Origin of the sequence: Cohnella abietis (genome assembly GCF_004295585.1) — a bacterium.
Lineage (GTDB): Bacteria > Bacillota > Bacilli > Paenibacillales > Paenibacillaceae > Cohnella > Cohnella abietis.
The window spans coordinates 6725545-6744191 of the sequence record NZ_AP019400.1; the positions used below are offsets into that span (position 1 = coordinate 6725545).

Below are 18647 nucleotides of genomic sequence, written 5' to 3' on the forward strand. Positions count from 1 at the left end.
CGTACTTGTATTCCCTTCGCGACATTTGGCCCGATTTAGATCGGTTTTGGAATAAATGTTTGTTTAATGCGTGCGGAACCGGTCCATATCGCGCAAAAAACCGCCGGAGCTAGCGCCCCGACGGTTCAATACGCTTTGAATATGGAGATTTGTGCCTAATCTGCTTGCATCCACAGCTTCAAATCATTCGTCGTCCTTAGAATGTCTTGTCGCTGCTCCTCGCCCGAGATTTCTCGTTCAATAATGTATTCGCCCGCGAATCCGATTTCCTTAAGCTTGCGCATGAACGCAGGGTAGTTAACATTCCCCTCGCCGGCGCGAACTTCTTCGCCCAGTCGGTCGCCATCTACGGGATACAATCCATCCTTCACGTGGATATTGCGCACGTAAGAGCCGAAAGTGTCCAGTGCGTCGATTGGGTTTCCCTTGCCGTACAATATCAAATTCGCTGGATCCAGGTTAATGCCCAGATTAGACAAACCTAGCCGCTGAATGGTGCGAAGCAGTACGATCGGCGTTTCCTGACCAGTCTCGAACCAGAAGCCGATCCCTTTGCTCTCGCAGTACTCTGCGACTTCGCGTATCGCGGCGACGACTGCCGGATATTCCGGGTCCGTCAGGTTCTCCGGGATGAATCCGCAGTGGGTAATGATCGCAGGCGCACCGATCCACTCCGCGAAATCCGCCCATCCCTTCAGCACCTCGACCCGTTCCTCGCGATAAGCCTCGGGGACCAGACCCAGCGTGACGGGTCCTTCCGTGAAATTCCATACTGCTGGCCCAGGAACGCCTGCCCATACCGCACAGATGCGGACGTTCGCCTCTCTTGCATCCCTAACTACTCGTTCGGCCACTTCTGGCGTGCACAGCTCGCGGTCCCAGCAGCAAAGCTGGCAGACAGGAAAGCCGTAATCGCTCACGACTTGAAACATGTTCCCTTTAACACTTACGTCGAGCATATGAATGACTCCGATTTCCATGTTTACATCCTCCTATCGATCACCGATTTGCACGAATTGTCCACCCTCGCTGGAGGAGCGCCGCTCAGCTTCGACGATCCGTAGCGCGAGAAGAGAAGCCTCGGGCGGCGATGTCGCGATAGCTTCTCCTGAGATCAAGCGTTCCGCGAAATACTTAATTTCCCGATATACGCCAAGATCCCCCGCATGCTCATAAACCCATGAAGCCCCCTCTGCCGGATAGACGGTTAACTGGCCGTACTTAAATACAAGCGTCGCTTTATCCAGATGAACGCGATAGCTCATCTCGAACGGGACTTCTCCCGGTAGCGATAGATCCCCTTGCGCTTGAATGATTTTCCCGTCCGGGTACCGAAAATGTGCAGACACGATATCGTAGTTTTCACTACATAGGGCCGATACCGCTTCCGGCTCTCCGAATAGCCAGTTAATCATGTCTACATCGTGAATATGTAGATCCACAAGAGCACCTCCACTCTTGTCTACTTGAAGCATCCAATTTTCGTAGGACCAACCAGGCTCGTTGCCGCCCCTATAGAAATTAGCAGCCTTTACTTTGCCGAATTCGCCGCTATCTACCACGCTCTTGAGATACTCGTATTCCGGCCAGAAGCGCAGGCAGTGCCCGATCATCAAGCTTTTCCCCGTCGCCGCGGCAGCCTCAACCATGGACGCTCCCCTGTCCGAATCCAGTGCGATTGGCTTCTCACACAAGACATGAAGACCCTTGTTCAACGATCGGATCGTAAATGTATCATGTAGAAAAGTAGGCAGCGTAATATCTACCATATCCATCTCTTCCTTATAAAAAAGCTCCGCGTCCGTATACGTATTAATCTTGGACAAGTCATACTCCGGATTCAATTCGATAAGATTGCTCTCTTGGGTAGCCCCATTGAACTTCCGCTCATCGATATCGAAGACAGCTACCAGCTTAATCGGAAATCCCTCGCGCTCCAATCGTGCGTAGACGTCCAAGTGTGTTCGTCCCATCGACCCCAAACCAACTAATCCTACCTTTATCATCGTACTGTCATCTCCCTATTCGAAATGTCTTCTGACAGCACCATCATATCGTTTCATTCCTTCTCTTGATTTAGATAATGAGTCGCTTTATTTGTACTTCTATTTGCATTATCGGATGGATTATTTATACTTTATTTAGAGCGGAGGGAAGCGAAGAATGGAGTTCGTACCTTACAGACTGAACGAGCGGATCGTCGTCAACAACATCTATACCTGCTATTATTTTGAATTTTCCAATCGAGAACGCTATAACGGGGAAAGCCACGACTTCTGGGAAATCGTCTACGTGGATAAAGGCGAGGTGAACGCGAATACCGAATCGGGCTACTACCGACTAAATCAGGGCAATATTCTCATTCATAGTCCGAACGAGTACCATCAGCTGGAGAATACCGGCAGTAAACCCCCAAATCTTTTCATTGTTACGTTCGGGTGCGACAATGAGGCGATGAGATTTTTCGACGAACATAAGCTGTTTCAAATCGGACAGGCCGAGCACGCGGTGCTGGCGCAATTGATGAAGGAGAGCCAGAACGCCTTCGGACTGAATCTGTTCCCGATTACTCCTAGGTCGGAAGCATCGTTCGCTGCAGAGCAGCTATTCAAAATCTACTTGGAACAGCTGCTGATCCTGATCATTCGCAAGGAGCAAACCGAACTACCGTATACGGCACCTTTATCGATGACAAAGGAAAACCAAAGCGCGCGTCTAAGCCAGCTAATTCTCGAATATCTCGAGCGGAATCTGACTAACAAAGTCACGCTGGACGACTTATGCACACAATTCAACATGAGCAGGACGCAGATGAACATCCTATTCAAGCGCACAGTCGGCGTCGGGATTATTACTTATTTCAACCAATCGAAAATCGATCACGCCAAAAAATACATCCGCGAAGAGATCTACAATCTAACGGAAATCTCGGATCTACTCGGCTACAGCAGCGTTCATTACTTCTCCCGACACTTCAAGAAAACGGTCGGCATGACGCCGTCGGAATATGCCAGAACGATTAAAGCGCGTAACGAGTGAGCGGTGCCCCAAAACATAAATAAAGCGTTGGTCCAGGAACTAATCCTGAGCCAACGCTTTTCTTATAAAAGTTGCTTATTTCTTAGCCAAGGCCAAGATTTCATCTGTAACAAGATCAGGACGATATTGATGAACATAATGCTCGGTATCCTTAATGACTAATTGCTTCGCTTGCAAGGACCAGGAAGTAAACTCCTTTTCAGATTTGTTCCAAACTTCATCGGTAACCCCTAAATAGTCGGATGTCAGCACGGTAAGCGGGAAAGGGAAGGGCTTTTTATTATCCAATACAACCTTCGCATTAGCACGAGATTGACGTAGCTCGTCATCTATATTGGCATTTTTAAGCTTAAGCAATGAGGCTGTCAAATCAATCTTCTTCAGGTCATCGGGCACGAACTCCAAGCCATTGCGAGCTGCGCGTGCGCCTTCGATAACAGCGTCGGTGTTAAAAAGCATCCGAATCACGCCTGTTTTGATGAGCAACTGATTCACAAAGCCCCCACTTATTGGCGGCTCAGCATCATTATAGTAATATTCTGGACTACCGCTATCAATCGTAACGATGCCTTGTACCTCATCCGGGTATTTCTGTGCAAATCGGAGCACTTCCAGTGATCCTAACGAATGTGACACCAACACGTAAGGAGGCTTCTGACCAGCTGCTTGCAGCACTTCGTGAATTTCATTCGTTATCGTATCGATATCACGCTTCTTGTCCGTTGTATCGCTGTACCCGTAGCCAAACCGATCATAAACTGCGAATTTAACGTGTGGGGCTAGTTTGTCATACAGTGGGGAAAAATCTACATAAGGGTTAGCTGTGCCCCACCCCGAAGCCAATACAACCGTTACATCCCCTTGTCCTCCGGTATATAAATGCATCTTTTTCCCCTCTATATCATACAGCTTTCCACTAGGGGTATAAGCTTTCAGATCCTTCCGAACGCTCACCTGCTCATATATCGCTCCTGCCCCCAGAAGAACAAGAACAGCCAGTAATCCGAAAATAACTATCTTCAATAATCTTTTACGCCATTTTTTCATCTATTACACTCCCCTTTTAAGTTATCAGATACACTCTTGGTGTCTCCTTCATTATAAATGCTCAATCTTATTTCCGATCAAACAGTATCTTAATTCTAGCTTAATTATATATTTTGACCGTAAGCAGCTTTATAAATAAGGCTTAATTTTCTATACCATATGGCTTAATACGACATGGAATGAGGGAAATGGATTTGCTATCATTGATAATGGTTATCATTCACAATCGAAAAGAGGAATTGGATATGCGTCAACAAAGTAATAAATTATGGGCTACAGTGGCTCTTGTCATGGTTTTTGTTTTATTGTCCGCTTGTGGAAAATCAAACTCTTCGCCTTTGGCTTCGGAATCAGCATCCCCATCACAGACCGCTGTAGAATCACCATCCGGAGCTTCGGAAGAAGCGTCTACTAGAGTGTACAAAGACAGTACAGGCCGAGAAGTAACGATCCCGACCCATCCTCAAAGGGTAATCACGTCTCAGTATTTGCCGCAAATGCTGGCTGCTGGCTTAAAGCCGATCGGAGCCGCGACTCATTTACTTAACAACTTCACTGCTGTTAAAGATCAGCTAACCGGCATCGAGGATGTTGGTCAGGCTAATGAGATGAATCTAGAGAAGGCGTTAACCTTGAACCCCGATTTAATTATTGCAACGGAGTGGAATGAGGACAAGCTTGATCAGCTAAGCAAAATAGCTCCTACAGTCATCGTCAAATGGGAAGGTAAGGACCCGTTCCAGCACTTTACGGATGTTGCAGATATTCTGGGCAGAAGCGATGAAGCGCAGCAGTGGATTCAAGCCTATGATAAGAAGGGCGAGGAAGCCCGGGCTAAATTGAAAGACTATGTAAAAGAAGGAGAAACCTTTGGAGTTGTCGTCATCGGAGGCTATGAGAAAGGACAGCTTAGAGTCTATGGTACTGGCAATGTAGGGTATACTTTGTTCCAAACTCTTCAATTTCCGATGACAGACTTCGTGAAAACCGAGTGGAACAAGGGCGATAACAACCAGGGGCTAGCTATCTCCTTGGAAAAGCTGCCGGAGTACGCTTCCGCTGATCGGTTGTTCGTCGTTAAGTTCGACAATGATCCGGAATTTCTAAAGCAGGTAGAAGATAGCCGCCTGTGGAGTGACCTTCCTGCTGTTAAGAATAACAAAGTTTACGTCGTTGACGCTTCATTATGGTTCTCCTATGATATTATGTCCTTTGAAGCACAATTGAATGACGCCGTCAGAATGCTTGCGAAATAAAGATCTAAACAAAATGATGCAGAGGAGTTCTTCAACAATCGTTGGGGAACTTCTTTTCTACGATTAGAAAGTCTACACTTCTATGTGTTAAGGGGGATGATATGATGTTCGACTCTATATCAACGCGACTGACGAACATATTCCTCTGGGCGGATACTTCGTTATTGACATGTGAAGCTTTGTCTGAAATTTTAGAGATCACTCATAGCCGTCATTTGCTTGTCGTGTGCCGTGATGGCTCGGGCTTATTATGGGCGGGCGGAATGGAGTATGAGCTGGAGCTTGGTAAATGCTTTATTTTCAAGCCGGATACGGCTCTGCAGATTAGCAATGCCTCAGAGTATCCTTTAAGTGCATATTTGTTGGAATTCAATGCTTTGACACTGTCGGCAAATCGTGGTCAGCCTTCCCCATTGCTTGAGGGAGGAGAATTTCGCGTCATTCCATTTACAAGATTAATCGACCTGGCCCGTTCCTTGTATGAGAACAAAGAGGTAGAAGGGGAGGCGGGTGAGTACGGAAACCATGCGCTTTTTCAGGAAATCGTGCATCTGGTATGGCAATCGGAAATGAAGGACAAGGATGACGATGCCACGCAGTCAGTCAAACGAACGATTGAATATATGAAAGAGTCTTATACGCTTGATTTGACGCATAGCCAGTTGGCGGAGATGGCGGGACTGTCTCTGCGGCATTATTCTCGGTTATTTCTCAAGCTGACGGGGAAAAGCCCGATTGAATTTCTGATTGAGCAGAGATTGAATCGAGCTAGACAGCTTCTGCTCACTTCCCGAGACACGATTCAGGAAATTGCCGGAAGTGTCGGTTTTCGCGACCCTTTTCATTTTAGCCGTAGCTTCAAGAAGCATATGAACGTTTCCCCTCGGCTTTATATTCATCTAAGGAAAAATAATATCCGTGTCATCTCCATGCAATTTCTAGGGGAAATGCTGACCTTGGGGATTAAGCCGGTTGGGGCGCCTGGATTATTACTTCAAGGCGGTTTTTTGGGCGAAAAAGTGGATGGGATCCAAGAGGTCTCGCCTTCTGTCATCAATCCAGAGATGGACAGACTTGAGGCATTAAAGCCAGATGCTATTCTCACCTTTGACGGTCATCATTACGAGAGCTATTCGAGAATCGCGCCGACGCTCAGTGTGCCTTGGTCACTCCCTTGGTTTGAAAGGTTTCGTAGGTTGGCAGAATGGATTGGCAAAAGTGAAGAGGCGGAACATTGGATATCGGCTTATTATCGACAAGTAGAGGAAGTTAAGGAGCAGCTCATGCAGCGCCTTGTGGGACAACCGACCGTATCTTTCTTCTGGAGTAGAGGACTTCCACAAACCTTGCAGGTTTATTATGATATGGCGGTTTTCTATCGTGATCTTGGAATGAAGGCGCCGCCCTCCGTGAGCCGTATTCAAGGGCTTGAAGGGCATCCATTCAAGGCCAATATTCCTGTGGAGGAAATAGCTGATTATGCAGGAGACCATCTTTTCATTGTCGTATCGAGAGATCAGGACTCTCTCCGAGCCATGCAACAGCTGGAAAACACCAAGGAATGGAAGAGCCTCCCTGCAGTCCAGAAAAGGCAGGTCTATCAGGTATCGGACGATTGGTTGATGGAAGACCCCATTTCTCGGCTGGGGCAGCTGCGGAGTGCGGTACAATTCATGAAGCCTTGATTGGCATTTTATATAGATGGGGCTTTCCCACCAAGTTTTTTAGTCTTGATAGGAAAGCCCCTACGTATGTTCATACCGCCATTAAGACGTCGCGATTTACCTACTTACCGATTTTACCGCTGTGCGGCAGGATGGGGCGGGCGTGACAGCTCCAGATGCTCCCTGAGCGTACGTCCGGTATATTCTGTACGGAACAAGCCGCGGCGTTGCAGCTCGGGCACTACTAGATCGACGAACTCTTCCAGACCGCCGGGCATGTACGGCGGCATAATATTGAAGCCATCCGCAGCTCCCTGCCGGAACCAATCTTCTAGCTGATCGGCAATCTGGACCGGTGTCCCTTTGATTTCCCGATGTCCACGGGCACCGGCGATACGCTTGTATAATTGGCGGATCGTCAGCCCCTCGCGCTCCGCCAAATCCTTCAGTAAGGTGAACCGGCTTTTTACACCGTTAACCTGCTCCAGCTCGGGCAATTTCGGCAAAGGGCCATCGACTGGGTATGGAGATAGATCGAAGCTGATTAAGGTTGAGAGAAGCCTAACCCCCGCCTCCTGTGGAATCAGCTCCTCCAGCTCCTTCTGCTTCTCGTCCGCTTCGGCCTCCGTCCTTCCGATAATCGGGAATACGCCCGGCATAATCTTAAGATCATCCGGCGAACGCCCGTGCTTAACTACGCGCCCCTTAATATCAGAATAGAACAGCTGTGCCTCTTCTAGCGTTTGCCACGCCGCGAAAATCACATCAGCCGTTCGTGCCGCCAGCTCCTTGCCGGGCTCCGATCCGCCGGCCTGAATAATGACCGGGAAGCCTTGAACTGGACGTGGCAGATGAAGAGGACCACGAACAGAGAACCACTTTCCCTTATGGTGCAAGGTATGGAGCTTACTGCTGTCCGCGAATCGCGCTTCGTCCTTATCAACGACAAAAGCGTCGTCCTCCCAGCTGTTCCATAACCCTTTTACAACATTAAGAAACTCTTCGGCCCGCTCGTAGCGCAGCGCATGTAACAAATGCGCATCGGAGTGGAAATTCATCGCCTCTGCCTGATCGGCTGAAGTGACAACGTTCCATGCGGCGCGGCCTTGGCTTAAGTGATCGAGAGAGCCGAACTTTCTAGCAATATGAAACGGTTCGTTATAGGTAGTCGAAGCCGTAGCGGCCAAGCCAATATGCTTCGTAACCGCCGCCAAGGCAGACAGCAATGTAATAGGCTCGGGCCGAATAGGTACGGTTTGGGCTGCCGCTTCGGGAAAGCTTTCCGCGAAAGCATAATTGTCCGCAAAAAACAGCATATCGAACTTGCCTCGTTCTGCGGTTTGCGCTAGCTTATGATAGTAATCGAAGCTCATTAGCTCCGATGAAGCCGTGCTTGGATATCGCCATGCCGCAAGGTGGTGCCCCTGCGGGGCAAGAAACAATCCTAGTTTTATCTGTTTTTCCTTCTCGCTCATTTGTAGCTACCTCCTTGTATCCGCATGCTCTATGAATGCCGTCGCCATTCATGATCAAATAGAAATAACGGCCGCCCGGCCTGTTGAATTCGCGAATAGAAGGAATACTGCTTTGCACACACCCCATCTTAATAACCAATTCAGGGTATGTCAATAGAAATTATGTGTTTTATTCCAAGTTTGGCAATGAAAGCAGCGCTTCTCCATTGACACACCTTCCCCATCATGCTAATATTTGGTACATCAAAATCCGATATGTTTAATCGGATTATCGACCGGTCCACCGGAGAACTACACATAGCCGATTTACTCGGCAGCCACCGCATGGCTAAATGCGTAGTTGGAGCCGTCGAACAGTTTCATTCTCACCGCCCGGAAGAAAAATAGCTGGTATCTGTATATTGCCCCGTTTGCCCGGATCATTTTAAATTCTTAAATTGATCTGTTATTTTTCATGCGCCGTATCAAGATTGGGCGTTATTCGCCGTGAACGAACGGCGTCAGCCGTTTATGCTTGCAAAAGGCCTTATGACATAAATTGAATTTTTGGAGGAAGTAACGTGTCTATTAAATCAAGCTTGAAAATAATCATCTCTTCTTTACTTGTATTAGCTTTACTGACGGCCTGCGGCAATTCATCCGAGAAGGCGTCCACCGAGCCTTCTGTTTCAACTCAGCCAGAATCACCAAAGGTTAAGCTCAATTTCATTCACTTCCGCGGTGAGGATGTTAAAGCCTTCGACAAGCTCATTAAGAAGTTTGAAAACGATAATCCGAATATTACCGTAGAGATGCAAGCTTTCCCTTCGGATCAATATAATACTGTCCTTCAACCAAAGCTGCTCGATGGCTCTTCAGCCGATGTATTCGCCGTATTCCCCGGCTCTCAGTACGAAGCGGTAGCCAAAGCTGGGCTTTTTGCCGATCTGACCGGAGCTCCGCTTCTCAGCAACTATGTGCCATCTCTCATTGAGGCAGGCCAGAAGGATGGCAAGCAATTAGCTGTTCCTTATCTTCTCGTCTACAACATTCCAATCTATAATGTGAAGCTGTTCGAAAAGTATAATTTAACGCCTGCCAAGGATTGGGAAGGCTTCCTCGCGCTTTGCGAGAAATTTAAGCAAGAAGGCATTATCCCGATCGCTTTCGCAGGAGCCGGTATGGGACCTGCTCAGTTCATGAATTCGATGGTCATGAACAACGCACCAGACCCACAAATCTTCGACAAGCTGGATGCGGGTGAGACGAAGCTGACGGACGAATGGTGGGTCAAAACGTTAACCCAATTCAAAGAGCTGAATGACAAGGGATACTTCCAGAAAGATGCTGTCGGCACGAAGGATGAAGGGGCTTCCGCCTTGTTTATCCAAGAAAAAGCAGCCATTCTGGCAACCGGCTCTTTCCAGCTGGTGCAGAACAAACAGCAAAATCCGCAATTAGAGCAAAAGCTACTCGCCCCTATTACCGTACCTGCAGAATCCGCAGTATTCGAGGGCATCCATACAACATCATTCCTGCTCGGTGTTAACGCAAAGTCGAAGCATCCAGATGAAGCTAAAAAGTTCCTTGAATTCCTTAGCGGTAAAGAAGAGGCCGGTCAATATGCTAACGAAACCGGGCAAAGCTCGACCGTCAGTAATGTCCTATATGACAACGAGCTTCTGAAGAGTATTACGGATGAATGGACTCAGAAGAAAACACGATTTAATCCTCGTTACACCATTAAGAACGGCGATGTTCAAAGCGCAGTGCTAGGATCTATCCAAGCCGTTTTGGGCGGAAAATCACCTGAAAAGGCCGCCAGCGAAGCACAAGCCATCGTTGAGCAACAGACTGGAAATAAGTAACGATGCGAAGGTATAAGCGGTTAATTATCTTTTTTGTACCGGGGACTCTCTTATATTTGGGGTTGTTCATTTACCCGTCCTTGACTGGCTTACTCCATTCTTTTACCGATTGGGACGGCTTATCGCCGTCCTATCGTTATATCGGTTTGGACAATTATAGGACATTATCGGAAAATATCGTGTTTAGTAAGTCGCTAGGCAACAATATGAAATTCATGCTTGCCGTCGTGCTGGTGCAAACCGTTGTTTCACTCATACTGGCTTTACGGCTATCCAAGGAGACGAAGACGAGCATCGTGCTTCGCTCCTTGTATTTCGTGCCTACGGTCATCTCTTCGGTTGCCGTAGGCTTCATCTGGACGTTCGTATACGATCCTACACTTGGTGTTATTAATCAGGCGCTGGAGCAATCAGGCTTCGGCAACCTTACGCAAAACTGGCTAGGCGACATTAATCTCGCTATTTTCTCCATCGCGCTCGTGCAGGCATGGGCACATATCGGACAGATGGTCATTCTTTTCGTCGCAGGGCTACAGGCAATCCCGACAGAGCTAATCGAATCGGCAAAGCTGGACGGCGGTTCTCGCTGGCAAGTGTTCACCCGCATCACTTGGCCACTACTAGCTCCCGCTGCAGCAATCGTTGTCGCCTTCACTACAATTCAATCGCTTAAGGCGTTCGACCTGGTGTTCACAATGACTGGCGGCGGTCCGAATTATGCGACGGAAATTTTATCTACGTTTATTTACAGCACGGCATTCTCTAGCTATAAGTTTGGTTTGGCTTCAGCAGCCTCTGTGCTTTTCTTAGCATTGATCTCGCTGATCACCTTCCTACAGTTCCGCATTCTTCGGACGGATCGGATTTCTTACTAACATGGCTCACAAAGGAAGTGCCCTCATGTTGCTGAAGCTGCTCAAATGGCTGCTTCTAATCGGTTTCGCGCTTGTCGTGCTCATACCGCTAATGCTCGTTGTATTTACGGCGTTCAAGTCAACGCCGCAATTTTATGCTAACCCAATCGGATTTCCGACTAAGCTTTTTACAGGTAACTTTCGCACGCTGTTCGAAGAGCAGCCAATTTGGCGTTATGCTAGAAATAGCGTTCTAGTAACCGTCTCCACTGTTTTTTTTGAATTATTATTAGCCAGTATGATCGCTTATGGCATCATTCGCTCAGGCCGGGTTTTCGGAAAAGGCATGTACGCGCTATTCGCAGTCGGGCTGATGATCCCTTCTCAGGTAAGCATCATCCCGATCTATTCTCTGCTGCACAAGTTGGGATGGACGAATAGCATAGCCGGGCTGGTCGCGGTTACGGTATCGGTACTGATGCCGTTATCTGTCTTCATGCTTGGCGGATTTATGCGGACGTTACCTAAAGAAATTATGGAGGCAGGCTCCATCGACGGACTTGGAGAGTGGGGCATATTGCTAAGAATCGCGTTGCCGCTATCCGCTCCCTATCTAGCAGCAACGTCAGCCTTCCTATTCGTCATTGTATGGAACGATCTCCTGTTCCCTATGCTACTGGTCAATACCAAGGAGAAAATGACGTTACCGATCGCGATGCTCCAATTCAGGGGCGAATTCGTAGCCAACTATCCCATGCTTATGACGGGTGTGCTGGTCACTTCGATCCCGATGATCGTCCTATACGTGTTTCTCCAGCGCTTCTTCATTTCCGGCGCATTGGCTGGGTCGCTGAAAGGCTGATCGCGTTCTGTGGGAGTGTACAGAGCAATAGCTATAAATTTTATGGTTACCGCTCCCGGTGACGTGTGATTTGGGGCATTAACTATAGAATGTATGGTTACTACTCACTGCGGCGTGTGATTTGGGGAATTAACTATAGAATGTATGGTTAATGCTCACTGCGGCGTGTGATTTGGGGAATTAACTATAGAATGTATGGCTAATGCTCACTGTGACGCGTGGTCTGGGGAATTAACTATAGAATGTATGGTTACTACTCACTGCGGCGTGTGATTTGGGGAATTAACTATAGAATGTATGGTTAATGCTCACTGTGACGCGTTGATGGAGGTATTAACTATAGAATGTATGGTTAATGCTCTCTGTGACTCGTTGTTGGAGGCATTAACTATAGAATGTATGGTTAATGCACAATTGAAAAAGTCGTTGTTATGTTGCTTCACGCAAACATAGCAACGACTTTTTTCCTATATATGGTATTAGAGCTTCACCAGCAGTTAGGCATTTAGTACAATTACCGCTAGGACGACGTATTCCCATACACCATACACCATCCGCACACATCACCTTACTTACTACTAGCTATTTTTCAAAAAATGTAAATGAGAGCCTGCTAGAAATGAACCGCAAGCCCACCTATCTTGTCTATTCTTTAGGAGGTGATCACCGTTGGGCTATGATTACTTGAAACACGCCGAATTCATTGACGCCGCAACGCTGGAATCGCTAATGAGCGAATACGGCCAGGAAGTATGGAACTATGCCTATTTGATCTGCCGCAGCCGCAGTATAGCAGACGATATCGCGCAGGACGTATTTCTAAAGGCATACCGCCACTTTACCTCGTTCCGTGGAGAGTCATCCGTGAAAACTTGGCTACTCCGAATTACGCGCAACCTAAGCTACAACTACAGAAATTCAGCATTTTTCCGAAAAGCGCTATTGCTCGATCGTATCATCCCTAGCGGACATCATCGATCTGCTGAGCAAGCGTTCCTTGACGATGAAGCTACCAACGAAGTTTGGCGTCAGGTGTTCAGTCTGCCTGCCAAACATAGAGAGATTTTACTCCTTCATGCGAGGCATCAACTGTCGCTAGGCGAGATCGCCTCGTTACTTGGCATCCCCGAAGGAACCGCTAAGTCGAGATTGTTCGGTGCTCGTCAGAAATTATCAAGGCTACTGAAGGAGGAAAAAACCCATGAACAGTTTATCTAATCCCGACTGGTACGACGCTTTGAAGGACGACCAGCCACTACGAACCCGTACTTTCACGGAGGAACTGGCCACTGACATTTATACGAAGGCGTTGGCTTCACCTGCCCGGAAAACCTTTTTCTTTCACAAGCGGAGGATACTTGGAGCAGCGATAATTGCCGTTGCCGCATGCATGGTCTTCCTGTTCACTAACACGCTTGAATCGAACGTTGCCCCAGCCTCTCCACCTAAAATCGGGTCAGAAGCCGGCCCGCTTGATCCGCAAATCCGTGACACATTGATAAATTCTCGCCTCATCCGGGAAGGAAAGAAAGAAATTCTGTTGGAGAAACGCATCAACGGCAACCATGTATTGATCTATTCCGCACCCCCCGCTTCTGCGGAGAGTGCATCCTTGATTATCGACATTTTGAAATGGACAGATTACGGCGATGATCACTCTGTCGGTACCGGTCTAGATGGCTGGTCTCAGGCCTACAGCGGTCAAGGAGAGGACAAAGCTTCCATGATGCCTGGGGTAACATGGGGGGGTGAAATTGGATACGGTGACCTTAAACTGTTTAACGGGAATATTACCGAATCTAATATATCTGGCATCCGAGTTGTCGACGGGTCCGGCAAGCAATGGGATGCACACATCTTTCCGAGTTCAGACGGCTCACGTTATTGGTTCGTCGATATTGCTGAACTGGTTAAAAACTATAAAATCGAAGCCCTCGACGCACAAGGAGCCGTGCTCTCCTCTTTCTCTCCTAATTTCTGATAGTGGGGCAAGCTCCGCAGTTCCTTCACTAATCTTCCCACACAATAAACCGTGTACCGCCATCCTCAGGACGGCGGTACACGGTTTATCGAGCGACAAGGGATCATAGAACATGCGACCCACCACCTAATCACCCGCGAGAGTCGTTTTGTTTCTCCCGTTATGCTTAGAAGCATACAAACACATATCAGCTTCATGATACCAGCCCTCGAGCGTCATATCGGAATCCAAAAGCTCTGCTACACCAATACTGATCGTATAGGCGATTTCATAAGCCGGATCAGCTGATTGCACCGTTTCTTGTTGCACGCGTAGACGCAGACGTTCCGCTATTTCGTAGGCCGCTTCGCCGTTAAATCCCGGGAGGATGATCGCGAATTCTTCACCGCCAATCCTTCCAGCCACACCTGTCCCCTCAATTACTTCCTCCAATAGTTGAGCAAAACACTTAAGCACACGGTCACCTGCCAAGTGCCCAAAGCGATCATTAATCTTCTTAAAATCATCTAAATCCATTAGGAGCAAGCTTATGGGCTCTTTGACTGAACGGGAATTCTTCATTCTTTGATCCAAGAGATCCAGAAAGTGTTGCCGATTGTACAGCTGTGTTAATCCATCCCTTGCTGCTTTTTTTATTAGTTGGTTCTCATATAATTTACGTTCGGTAATATCAGAAATGATTAGAAGAGAACCGGTACGTTTGTGACGCACTTGAAGCGGAATCAAGCGGAATGCATGCTGTCTCCCACAGCTTTCCACCTCAATCTCTCCTTGTTCCTTAGCTTCATAGAAGACCTTTAGGGAAGGGTGCCCCTTCAGCAGAGGCGGCAGGAAAGTACCTACCAATTTAACTTCCCCCCATAAACGCTCGGTGATCGGGAGAGCTGCCGGATTCGCATCGATAATTATATCTTGATCATCAACTATCAAGATTCCCTCTGTCATATGCTCAAGCACTTTTTCTTTAGCTAGTGGACGGACTTGCAGAAATTTATGCATGAATAAGGCATAGAAAAGCAGGAAACCTGTCGGCAGCATCGATACCGAGACACTAATCTTCCAACCGATAAAGTCGCCCGCATTAGTAAAGACATAAGGGGACAGAGTAGCCAGCATCAATAAGATGTGCTGCATTCTGTTGATTTTCGGTACTTTTCTGATATTGATTAACAGCATCCCAAGTCCCCAAAGACCCATGAAATGGTGAAACAATAGGAACATAAAGCCGAAATTAGTTCGTTCTATTTTGATACGCTCAGTCTGCCCGAAAGCCTCTAGAGTAACCGATTCTCTTATTAAGTGCAGCTGTGAATCTGCGAACAGCAAGATCCAATAAGTCACTATAATGATACTTAAAATAACAATCCGTCGGAAGACAACCTTAGAGCTAGTCCCGATAAAGGACATGATCATTCCTAGCAGCATAATTGGAGAGGAGTATAGAGGAATCTGTTGTATATTACGCCATAACAGTTTGTCCTCTAAGCTGCTTGCATGAAGCTCTAATAGGCTGGCCATTGCTTGAATGGACAACAGGGCTACCATTAACATGAAAAAGATTGATTCCGGAGATTTACGATAGCGAAATGCATAGAGAAATAAAAACAAAAAAACAATGCAGCTTACCAAGATAGAAAACGAATAGCTGTCTTGTAAAATCATCACTTAGCCTCTTATCTTCCGGTTGGAGGATTTGGTCTATATATGAACAATTAAGTTTAAACATTTGGATATCGACTCGCGCTCTATGACTGATATTGTTCATATAACTGATGAATACGCGACGAAGGCTGCAAACCCAGCTCTTGAAGAAGCAATTGGGTGTAGTGCTCATAATAGTTATGAAGCGATTGTTGGTCTCCCATGGCTCCATATATATTTAGTAGCAGCAGAGTTGACTCTTCTTCAAATTCGTTGCGTGCTACCATTTTTCTCGCAATTTGTGCGCCTTCTCTATATCGCTTCATAGTCAGCAGCCAATTCGTAAGACGCTTCGCGTAGGAATCGTACATGATGGCCAACCGCTCACGTTCAGCAGCTACCCATGCATAAGATTTATCCTCGAATAGCTGGCCTGCAAACTGTTTCTCTAGAGCTATTGCAGCCACTTCATTTGCCGTATTAATATCGGATAATTCCTCCACAGCCTGCTCAAACTGAATAAAATCTACTTCTACTTGCTCCAAGTCTAACCGATACTGTTCCTGCGCTGATATGACCATTTCCTTGACCCCATGCAGAGACAAAGCTTTTCTAAGCTGATACACAGCTGTATTGAGATATATTTCGGCGTTTTTAAGCGGCATCTGCGGAAAAATTTCTTCCAAGATTCGGGCTTTGGTTACACTCCGATCTCGATTAACGAGCAAATATGCGAATAGCTCCATACTTTTTTTGGATATCCATTTAACTGCGCCTGTTTGCTTGCTGCTAACATCGAAGCCACCCAGTCCCCGAACGGTAAGTCGATTACTTTTGAGATTGCTAGCTTCATCAGAAGATCGGCTGCGTCTACTAGCAGCGCGAATAATTGTCTGGGTCAACCGTATTCTGGAAATCGGCTTAACCATATAGTCCAATGGATAAACATCATATGCATTAATCGCAAATTCTGAATGGGAGGTAGTGAACACGATATCCAGATCAGCCCGTACCGAACGCAAACTGCGGGCTAGCTCTAATCCATCGTCCTCAGCAATTTTAATGTCTAAGAATGCAAGATCCACATCCCTATCCCGAACGAAGTCCAGTGCTTCCGCAGCACTCTGGTAGCTTCCCACAAGCTCCACGTCTTCCATATTCGATAGCAGCCGCTTCATGGCGAGGAGCATGCCAGGCTCATCGTCAACTATGAGAACTTTCATTGCTCTCCTCCGCCTCTCACGGTGAAGTGAAATACACTTCCTTGCCCTACTTCACTTTCCACCCATAGACTCCCGCCGCTTAGTTGTACAAACTGCCGACTGACAAGTAGCCCCAGTCCGGTCCCTTTTTCCCCCAAAGTACCCGCTAATGAGTGAAGCTGCTTCTGCTCAAATAGCTCTCGAACCTGCTCTGCTTCCATACCTACCCCATTATCACGAACAGAGACGATAACCATGTCGCCGGAAAACTGTGCATACACTTGGATTAAACCGCCTAATCCAGTAAATTTAATGGCGTTGGATAACAAATTCCGAATGATTAACCCAAGTGCTTCCCGGTCAGCATACACTCGAGTGCCTAGGGCAACAGAATTGTTTACACTAATATGCTTCGCTTCACTATTAATGTGTAGCATATGACAGCATTCCTCTATAACCTCTGATAACTCCAATACCTGTGGACGAAGTGTCATGTCTTCCCGTTGGCTGCGGAACCACTCTAACAAATTATTAGTCATCCCAAGTGAATAACGAATCTGTTCGCCTAGCGTTTCAATGATTGCTCTATGATCAGGATCGAAACGATCTCTGTCTTCCTCTAATAATTCAACCAGCTGAAACTGCAGCGCCAAGGGACTACGGATATCATGCGACACTATTGTAAACAACTGATCCTTTAACTTGTTGAGATGTGCTATCTGCTCCAGATGCCTTTCTTTCTCTGTAATATCAACAATAAGGGAAATGCTACCTTGTCCTTGCTTACGCAATATACGTAACGGATATACGCTCACACTGTATATCTTTCTTTCACCATCTAGCCAGGTATCAATTTCTACACGTCCCTGTTGCATAGAGCTGCACAAGTTATGCCATTCTGGCCAAGGCTCCAATAGCTCAGACATATTTCGACCATTAATAACTGTAGAGCCCATCTTTGAAAACCACTGAGAAGCCTGTTTATTACTGTCAATGATCTTTCCTGAAGCGTTAGCTATCACAATACTTTCTTGAAGCGTATCGAGAACAATATTCCTAGCAATCGGAACAGTAGAAAAAAACTTAATTCGAAGTGTAATGACTAGCATTATCGTCCCTATAAATCCGCAATACACCGACAACGGAAGCATCCAGGACGACCATTGGGGATTCGTGAATTTTACAATCTCTAGAATAATAGGAAATGAGCTCAGAAACAGTACCCACAGTCCCGGCGTGCGAAAATCGTTACGAATATTCCATATATACTGAAATAGAAAATAAAAGCATACTGCCAAAGCACTATAACAAGTAATGGAGAAAGCGGCTGAATAGACGGTCCTCGTCCCAATTAAAACGCCGTTATGGAGCTCAATCATGCGATAAATCATATGTAGCTCTGGATCTAACCACGAGAGCATTGACCAAAGGGCAAATCCCGTAAACAGCATAATCTTCCATCGGGGCTTTAATAATCTGTCGCGACCGATTAACTGATAAGTGAAAAGGATAAAGAAAGGCACCATTAGATTAAGCGCTGTTGTCTGAATATTACGAAAAAACAACTTTTCCATTAATAATAAGCTGTTTTTCTCCATAATGACACCGCTAGAGTAAACAATCCGGCACACGATCACGCCGATAAGATAACTTACTCCACGTTCTCTTCTAAATCCATATACAGAGAATAAGATGATGCCCATCATGAGCAACGAAGCAATCATAAAGATAAGCTCTATAGTGGCATTCATGACAGATTCCTTTAGGTTTGACGTAAGA

15 protein-coding genes are annotated in these 18647 nt (G+C 46.7%); 8 read left to right on the forward strand and 7 right to left on the reverse strand.

The features are described 5' to 3' along the window. Positions 1-155: 155 nt before the first annotated feature. Together KCTCHS21_RS29460 and KCTCHS21_RS29465 are read right to left on the reverse strand one after the other, a co-directional pair. A complete protein-coding gene (locus KCTCHS21_RS29460) occupies positions 156-980 on the reverse strand; it encodes a sugar phosphate isomerase/epimerase family protein (protein ID WP_130616050.1) in 825 nt (274 codons plus the stop codon). A gap of 12 nt (positions 981-992) precedes the next feature. Then, positions 993-2006: a Gfo/Idh/MocA family protein gene (locus KCTCHS21_RS29465; RefSeq protein WP_130616051.1), complete on the reverse strand. Its 1014-nt coding sequence runs from the start codon at positions 2004-2006 to the stop codon at positions 993-995. Positions 2007-2163: 157 nt separating this feature from the next. On the opposite strand from KCTCHS21_RS29465, the gene KCTCHS21_RS29470 reads away from it, so the two are divergent. Continuing rightward, on the forward strand, positions 2164-3039 hold the full coding sequence (locus KCTCHS21_RS29470; RefSeq protein WP_130616052.1) for a helix-turn-helix domain-containing protein: 876 nt from the start codon (positions 2164-2166) through the stop codon (positions 3037-3039). Positions 3040-3114: 75 nt separating this feature from the next. Here KCTCHS21_RS29470 and KCTCHS21_RS29475 read toward each other — a convergent pair whose 3' ends face one another. Continuing rightward, positions 3115-4086 (reverse strand): alpha/beta fold hydrolase, encoded by a 972-nt coding sequence (locus KCTCHS21_RS29475; protein ID WP_130616053.1) that lies wholly within the window; start codon positions 4084-4086, stop codon positions 3115-3117. A gap of 245 nt (positions 4087-4331) precedes the next feature. Between KCTCHS21_RS29475 and KCTCHS21_RS29480 the strand changes: the two genes are divergently transcribed. Next, positions 4332-5342, forward strand: a complete 1011-nt coding sequence (locus KCTCHS21_RS29480) for an ABC transporter substrate-binding protein (protein ID WP_157994152.1) — start codon at positions 4332-4334, stop codon at positions 5340-5342. A 179-nt stretch (positions 5343-5521) separates the two neighbouring features. Continuing rightward, positions 5522-7027: a helix-turn-helix domain-containing protein gene (locus tag KCTCHS21_RS29485; RefSeq protein ID WP_162309405.1), complete on the forward strand. Its 1506-nt coding sequence runs from the start codon at positions 5522-5524 to the stop codon at positions 7025-7027. A gap of 113 nt (positions 7028-7140) precedes the next feature. On the opposite strand, the gene KCTCHS21_RS29490 is transcribed toward KCTCHS21_RS29485, so the two are convergent. Further along, positions 7141-8481, reverse strand: coding sequence for an LLM class flavin-dependent oxidoreductase (locus KCTCHS21_RS29490; protein WP_130616056.1), 1341 nt, complete (start codon positions 8479-8481; stop codon positions 7141-7143). 566 nt (positions 8482-9047) lie between these two features. Here KCTCHS21_RS29490 and KCTCHS21_RS29495 point away from each other — a divergent pair. The 5 genes from KCTCHS21_RS29495 to KCTCHS21_RS29515 all read left to right on the forward strand — a co-directional run bounded on the left by KCTCHS21_RS29495 (position 9048) and on the right by KCTCHS21_RS29515 (position 14025). Beyond that, positions 9048-10328 (forward strand): ABC transporter substrate-binding protein, encoded by a 1281-nt coding sequence (locus KCTCHS21_RS29495; protein WP_130616788.1) that lies wholly within the window; start codon positions 9048-9050, stop codon positions 10326-10328. 2 nt (positions 10329-10330) lie between these two features. Then, positions 10331-11203: a carbohydrate ABC transporter permease gene (locus KCTCHS21_RS29500; RefSeq protein WP_179952652.1), complete on the forward strand. Its 873-nt coding sequence runs from the start codon at positions 10331-10333 to the stop codon at positions 11201-11203. Between the two features lie 25 nt (positions 11204-11228). After that, positions 11229-12044, forward strand: a complete 816-nt coding sequence (locus KCTCHS21_RS29505; RefSeq protein WP_130616057.1) for a carbohydrate ABC transporter permease — start codon at positions 11229-11231, stop codon at positions 12042-12044. A gap of 669 nt (positions 12045-12713) precedes the next feature. Continuing rightward, on the forward strand, positions 12714-13262 hold the full coding sequence (locus KCTCHS21_RS29510) for an RNA polymerase sigma factor (RefSeq protein ID WP_232058002.1): 549 nt from the start codon (positions 12714-12716) through the stop codon (positions 13260-13262). After that, a complete protein-coding gene (locus tag KCTCHS21_RS29515) occupies positions 13246-14025 on the forward strand; it encodes a hypothetical protein (protein WP_130616058.1) in 780 nt (259 codons plus the stop codon). Before KCTCHS21_RS29510 ends, KCTCHS21_RS29515 begins: the two co-directional genes overlap by 17 nt. Before the next feature lie 126 nt (positions 14026-14151). On the opposite strand, the gene KCTCHS21_RS29520 is transcribed toward KCTCHS21_RS29515, so the two are convergent. The 3 genes from KCTCHS21_RS29520 to KCTCHS21_RS29530 all read right to left on the reverse strand — a co-directional run bounded on the left by KCTCHS21_RS29520 (position 14152) and on the right by KCTCHS21_RS29530 (position 18619). Next, positions 14152-15687 carry a histidine kinase N-terminal 7TM domain-containing diguanylate cyclase gene (locus tag KCTCHS21_RS29520; RefSeq protein ID WP_130616059.1) on the reverse strand — a complete coding sequence of 512 codons (1536 nt, stop codon included), beginning with the start codon at positions 15685-15687 and terminating at the stop codon, positions 14152-14154. Between the two features lie 83 nt (positions 15688-15770). Beyond that, complete coding sequence (locus KCTCHS21_RS29525; protein ID WP_130616060.1) at positions 15771-16889, reverse strand: response regulator; 1119 nt, start codon at positions 16887-16889, stop codon at positions 15771-15773. Beyond that, positions 16886-18619: a sensor histidine kinase gene (locus KCTCHS21_RS29530; protein WP_130616061.1), complete on the reverse strand. Its 1734-nt coding sequence runs from the start codon at positions 18617-18619 to the stop codon at positions 16886-16888. Before KCTCHS21_RS29530 ends, KCTCHS21_RS29525 begins: the two co-directional genes overlap by 4 nt. Between the last annotated feature and the right edge of the window lie 28 nt (positions 18620-18647).

Bases quoted from the DNA above. Each gene is read 5' to 3' on its own strand.
- KCTCHS21_RS29460 (WP_130616050.1), bottom strand. From the start codon at position 980: ATGGAAATCGGAGTCATTCATATGCTCGACGTAAGTGTTAAAGGGAAC.
- KCTCHS21_RS29465 (WP_130616051.1), bottom strand. From the start codon at position 2,006: ATGATAAAGGTAGGATTAGTTGGTTTGGGGTCGATGGGACGAACACAC.
- KCTCHS21_RS29470 (WP_130616052.1), top strand. From the start codon at position 2,164: ATGGAGTTCGTACCTTACAGACTGAACGAGCGGATCGTCGTCAACAAC.
- KCTCHS21_RS29475 (WP_130616053.1), bottom strand. From the start codon at position 4,086: ATGAAAAAATGGCGTAAAAGATTATTGAAGATAGTTATTTTCGGATTA.
- KCTCHS21_RS29480 (WP_157994152.1), top strand. From the start codon at position 4,332: ATGCGTCAACAAAGTAATAAATTATGGGCTACAGTGGCTCTTGTCATG.
- KCTCHS21_RS29490 (WP_130616056.1), bottom strand. From the start codon at position 8,481: ATGAGCGAGAAGGAAAAACAGATAAAACTAGGATTGTTTCTTGCCCCG.
- KCTCHS21_RS29500 (WP_179952652.1), top strand. From the start codon at position 10,331: ATGCGAAGGTATAAGCGGTTAATTATCTTTTTTGTACCGGGGACTCTC.
- KCTCHS21_RS29505 (WP_130616057.1), top strand. From the start codon at position 11,229: ATGTTGCTGAAGCTGCTCAAATGGCTGCTTCTAATCGGTTTCGCGCTT.
- KCTCHS21_RS29515 (WP_130616058.1), top strand. From the start codon at position 13,246: ATGAACAGTTTATCTAATCCCGACTGGTACGACGCTTTGAAGGACGAC.
- KCTCHS21_RS29520 (WP_130616059.1), bottom strand. From the start codon at position 15,687: ATGATTTTACAAGACAGCTATTCGTTTTCTATCTTGGTAAGCTGCATT.
- KCTCHS21_RS29525 (WP_130616060.1), bottom strand. From the start codon at position 16,889: ATGAAAGTTCTCATAGTTGACGATGAGCCTGGCATGCTCCTCGCCATG.
- KCTCHS21_RS29530 (WP_130616061.1), bottom strand. From the start codon at position 18,619: ATGAATGCCACTATAGAGCTTATCTTTATGATTGCTTCGTTGCTCATG.